The 4,841-nt window shown below is 56.0% G+C and carries 6 protein-coding genes and 1 pseudogene; all 7 read right to left on the reverse strand.

The features are described 5' to 3' along the window. A pseudogene (locus V6C07_RS05485) lies at positions 1-934 on the reverse strand (hypothetical protein); the annotation flags it as partial. Positions 935-1,069: 135 nt separating this feature from the next. Next, positions 1,070-2,242 (reverse strand): tetratricopeptide repeat protein, encoded by a 1,173-nt coding sequence (locus tag V6C07_RS05490; RefSeq protein WP_333535355.1) that lies wholly within the window; start codon positions 2,240-2,242, stop codon positions 1,070-1,072. A 3-nt stretch (positions 2,243-2,245) separates the two neighbouring features. Continuing rightward, complete coding sequence (locus tag V6C07_RS05495) at positions 2,246-2,548, reverse strand: FtsB family cell division protein (RefSeq protein ID WP_333535356.1); 303 nt, start codon at positions 2,546-2,548, stop codon at positions 2,246-2,248. Next, a complete protein-coding gene (locus tag V6C07_RS05500) occupies positions 2,548-2,802 on the reverse strand; it encodes a hypothetical protein (protein ID WP_333535357.1) in 255 nt (84 codons plus the stop codon). The genes V6C07_RS05495 and V6C07_RS05500 overlap by 1 nt, the downstream gene beginning before the upstream one ends. Further along, positions 2,799-3,359 (reverse strand): CDP-diacylglycerol--glycerol-3-phosphate 3-phosphatidyltransferase, encoded by a 561-nt coding sequence (gene pgsA / locus V6C07_RS05505; protein ID WP_333535358.1) that lies wholly within the window; start codon positions 3,357-3,359, stop codon positions 2,799-2,801. Before pgsA ends, V6C07_RS05500 begins: the two co-directional genes overlap by 4 nt. 373 nt (positions 3,360-3,732) lie before the next feature. Then, positions 3,733-4,647, reverse strand: coding sequence for an Mrp/NBP35 family ATP-binding protein (locus tag V6C07_RS05510; RefSeq protein ID WP_333535359.1), 915 nt, complete (start codon positions 4,645-4,647; stop codon positions 3,733-3,735). A gap of 34 nt (positions 4,648-4,681) precedes the next feature. Further along, positions 4,682-4,831, reverse strand: coding sequence for a hypothetical protein (locus V6C07_RS05515; RefSeq protein WP_333535360.1), 150 nt, complete (start codon positions 4,829-4,831; stop codon positions 4,682-4,684). Positions 4,832-4,841: the final 10 nt, after the last annotated feature.

Consider the following 4,841-nt stretch of genomic DNA (forward strand, 5'->3'; position numbering starts at 1 on the left):
TCTCGGCGATAACCGCATCGCCGGGCGTCGGCACAGACATGGCGGGGCCGTCAAGGTTCTTGCGCTTGCGTTCGGGTTGGGGCGGCGGCGGCAGCTTTTCACGTTCTTTCGGGAAAAACGCCAGCCCCTGCTCCACATTGCCGCCGCCTTCAGGGAACGTGCCTTTTTCGGCAACGGCAAAAACAAGGGGAAGGTTGCCCAGGTAGCGGACAAGGTAATAGAACGTGCCGTTTACGTTGGTGCATGTGCCGGAGGAACTTTTGGCAACAGCTTCATCCCAGTTCACGCCAGCCAGGGGCGTGGCGGCAAAGTCATACTTTCCAGGCCACAGCAGGGCCTGGGGAGAAAGAATGACCACATTTTCCGGGCTGCCGGAATACTGCATGAGCGTACGCATGTCAAAATAGGCGGCGACCACACCCAAAAAGTCAACGCCGTCATAAAGCGGCGCGGCCAGCAGCACCTCGGGTCCCAGGGGGGAAGGCTGAACATCAGCCCTCAAGGCGCGGCTGCTCTGTTTCTTGTCTTCATAAAGCAGAGGGATGAAGTCAAGCTGTTTCGCTGGGTTGGCAGGTTCCTGCCCCAGAATGGTACCGTCGTACTTGACGCCGGCAAAGCCGCTGATCCAGGGGAAATTGTTGAAAAACGCGACAATCCAGTCGCGCGTGGGCGGCTTGTCGGCGTTGAGCATGACGCGCTCAAGGCGGCTCAGTTCCACGTCAATTCCCATCATGCTGTGCGTCAGGGCCAATGCCTGCGGCGAAAGTTCACCTTTTTCGTCATAATCCACCGAAGCCGGCGGGCTGACATACGTATTCCAGAATCCTTTGGTGGACTTCCATGCATTCTTGGTTGGCTGGTACGAGCTGCAGCCTGCAATAAGAAGGGCGGCAGCAGCCAGCATGAGTGTGGTCCGCAGATATGATTTGAACACCGTGTTCTCCCTCAGCTTTAGAGCTGCCATGCATTATTGCCGGACAACTCCGCACGAATGGTAAAGCGCCGTCAGACAACGATACAGAGCTTGTCAGTACTCTGGCGGTACAGGTAGATGTGGCCTTGAAATTTTTCAGCTGTGCGCCCTGGCTTCAACACGTTCCGCCAGCGCCTCAAGCATGCTTATGAGCTTGTCTTTGCCGCTTGCCGCTTCAGGCGCGGCGGCATCCTGAGCCGGTTCTTCCGGTTGCGCGCTGCCCAGCCGCGCGTTCAGGGTAGCTATTCTCTGGCGCAGGTCTGCGCTTTCTTCCGGCGCAGTGGCAGCGGCTGCCAGTTCGTGATAGATGTCCAGCGCCCCTTTGATGTCCCCCTGTTCAGCCAGAACCTCGGCCATGGAGCGTGTACGCAGGGAAAAACGCTCTTCGCCCTCCTCGCTTGCATCATCTCCAGAGCCAGCAAGGTTTTCTGCGGTAATTTCCGGCTCAAGCGCATCTTCTGTGGCCGGTTTCTCCGCGGGGAGAGCCTGGCGGGCCGTCTCGACACCATCAGATTGTTCCGGCAAGGCGGCCTCAGGGCCAAAAGCCGCAAGCTCCTCGTGAGCCAGATGTTCATGCGATAGATGCTGATGGGCGGAATGCACAGCAGAAAGTGTGCGATCTACAGGAGTAGTAGTGCTTGAGGCGCTGTCTTCAGGCTCTGCGGCCGGCTGTTCCGGAAAATCAGGATACCGGAACGCCGCAGCGTTATGCTGAAGGGAGGAATCTGCAGGATGACCGGCAGAAATAGCTATATCTTCACTTTCAAGTGAAGCATTAACTTTTACTGCCACATGACCGGGGCTGTCGAGATTTTTTGCTTGTTTTTCCGTGTGTTGCGCCACGTTGGATGAGGCATCCTGACCAAGAAAACTGCTGACGCCCCGTTCCATCACTTCTTGCAGCGATATGGGACCACGGGCGAAGTTAAGGGCCAGAAAATTCATGACAGCCGCAGCATCCGGCGAATGCGCTTCAGAGGCAAGGCTGGCGGCCCAGGCCTGCCAGAACCCGGCATACGCCGTAAGCATTTTGCTGAGTTTTTCGACCTGTTTTTCACAGGCGCTCTGCTCGCCCGCCCTGTAAAGCAGTTCGATCAGAAAGATACGGGCCTCAAGAAATTCATCGTGTCGTTTCAAGCCCCGTTCCAGAACCTCCACAGCCTCGTCAGTCCTTTGCGCTTCCGCCAGCAGGCGCGCCAGCGGAAAAAAGACCTTGGAGTTAGGCTCCAGATCCAGAACTTCTTTATACCACTCAATTTTTTCTGTCATATACTACGGCTCCCGATGGGGCTTGGCCGATGCGTCAAAAAGGTAAAGCACCTCATTGTCCCGCACATAATGCAGACGCTGCCGGATGACTTTCTCCACATATTGATTGTCTGACTGCAAAAGGCGGATTTCACGGCTGAGTGCCATATTTTCCGCGTCCAGAGCGGCTATCTGATTTTCCAGTGCAGCATACTGCCGTTTCAGCTCACGGTATTCGAGCAGCCCGGTAGGCCCCCAGACCATACGGCTGAAGAGCACTACGCTGATCAGGCCCAGAACAACAAGTATGAAAGAACGCCAGAACATTATTGCAAAAGCCGTCTTTTTTGAGTTTTGCCCTTGCGGGAAAGTTTCAGCTCCGCAAGAAAGGTCGCGGTGGCGTTTTCGAGCCGCTGAACATCTTCTTCAGCCAGCTCCATCTGGTCAACTTGAGAAAGATAGTCTTTGAGAGAACTCAGCTCTGAGTCGAAATAACGCCCCCATACTCCGGCTTTCATATCCGGCTCCAGTTCCAGTATGGTCTGGATGCAGTTTTTGAGACGTATCTGCAACGTACTCATGCCTTGCCGGAATCCTTACGTTCACGGGTGCGACGGTAGAAATCATAGCAATAGTTGGCGCCGGAAATAAGCGCCAGTACCAGCGCGGCATACAGCAGCACCTGGCCGATGGGCTGCGGATCAATGCCCCACAGGGGATAGTGCAGCACCAGAGGGACAACGGCAAAAATCTGCAAGACAGTCTTGGCTTTGCCGAACTTGTCGGCGGCAAGAACGATGCCTTCGTCGATGGCAATGGCGCGAAGCCCCGTGACCACAAGCTCGCGGCACACCATGATGATCACAATCCAGGCCGGAGTCCAGCCGAGTTGGACAAACATGATGAGCACAGAGCAGATCAACACCTTGTCGGCCAGCGGGTCCAAAAACTTGCCCATGCTGGTAACCATGTTGGAACGCCGGGCCACGTAGCCGTCAGCCCAGTCCGTAAACGAGGCAAAAATAAAGGCCAAGGCCGCGATCCTGCACACGGTCGGGCCTTCAAAGTAAAGCAGTAAAACCACCAGAGGGGTCATCAGAATACGTAACAGCGTAATTTTATTAGCAAGGTTAAGCATTGTATTTATTTTGACTCTCCCGGAGAATTTTTGTCCAAATAACATAAAAGCAGACGGGAGAAAAGAAGAAAAAACTCCCCTGCCGGGCTGCATGATCCGACAGGGAAGTTTTTGATCTGTAAAGAGACAACCGCCCTGCGCTGCCGTGTGAGATTGCCGAGCCAGACAGCCGATCAAAGCCGATGGCTCTGCGTCGAAGCGTCCTCAACGGGGGCAGGGCCGTTACTAGAGCAGATTAACTTTGAAAATGTATATTTTCAAAGTTTAAAACACGCTCGCTTCGGCGTTTAACCGCGCAAATAAATTGCGCTTACGCCTTCGCGGCGGGCGCCTGCTCGCGCAGTCGCCAGAGCAATTTCAAAGTGAAACTGCTCTAGGCATGCGTTGACGCCAGGGCCTCCAGGCTGCTGTCGCAGGCGCTGGCGATAGTGTCTGCCAACTGAAGAAAGGCGGTTTTTGCCGGGCTTTCCGCTTCAAGGTAGACCACAGGAACCCCGCGGTCTGCGGCGACCACGGTGGTGGGATCCAGGGGGACGGCCCCAAGGAACTTGAGTCCATAACGCTGCGCAAGTTCCTTGCCGCCGCCTTTTTTGAAAAGATCAATTTCCTGATGGCAGTGCGGGCATACAAGGCCGCTCATGTTCTCCACTACGCCAAGTACGTTGGAGTTGGTGTACTGAAGAAAATTGATGGCCTTGCGCACATCTGCCAGAGAAATTTCCTGTGGCGTGGTCACGACCACACAAAGCGCATCGGGGATGGCCTGCATAACGGTCATGTGCTCATCGCCCGTGCCGGGAGGCGAGTCGATAAGCAGAAAGTCAAGATCGCCCCACTTCACGTCCGAAATGAACTGTCTGATGGCGGCGGTTTTTTTGGGACCTCGCCACAGGATGGCCTGATCCTTGTCCTGGAGCAGAGAGTCCATGGAAATGACCGACAGGTTTTCGTCGTAGGCCGCAGGCAGCATGAGTTCGCCGCCAGGATCCATCTCTACCGTGCTTGTGAGGCCCAACAGGTTGGGTACGCTGGGGCCGTGCAGGTCCACATCAAGAATGCCCACTTTGAAACCACGCCGGGCCAGAGCCGCGGCCGTATTGACCGTAACGGAGCTTTTGCCCACCCCGCCCTTGCCGCTCATGACAAAAAGCTTGTGCCGGATATGCCCGAGCCTGTCGGCGATGACTTTGTCCTGCCGGGCCACAGGGTCGGTGCATTGTCCGTCTCCACCCTTGCCCGTAGCGCTTGGGCAAGAGGAAGACGAGGAACAGGAAGAACAGGAAGCCATGACATCTCCTTGTTGTTGATGGCGAGAGGCCGTGCTACCAGCCGTGGTCGCCCACCAGGTCCACAAAAATAGCGGGGCCGAGGTCTTCCCCGGTCATGCGGCCCTGCTCCTTGCGGAAGCGCATGAGCCGCTGTGCGCGGGGGCGGGGTCCCACGGGAATAAGCAGAATGCCGCCCTCGTCCAGTTGGTCTGTC

The sequence above is a fragment of the Desulfovibrio sp. 1214_IL3152 genome, assembly GCF_036763055.1.
GTDB lineage: Bacteria > Desulfobacterota > Desulfovibrionia > Desulfovibrionales > Desulfovibrionaceae > Desulfovibrio.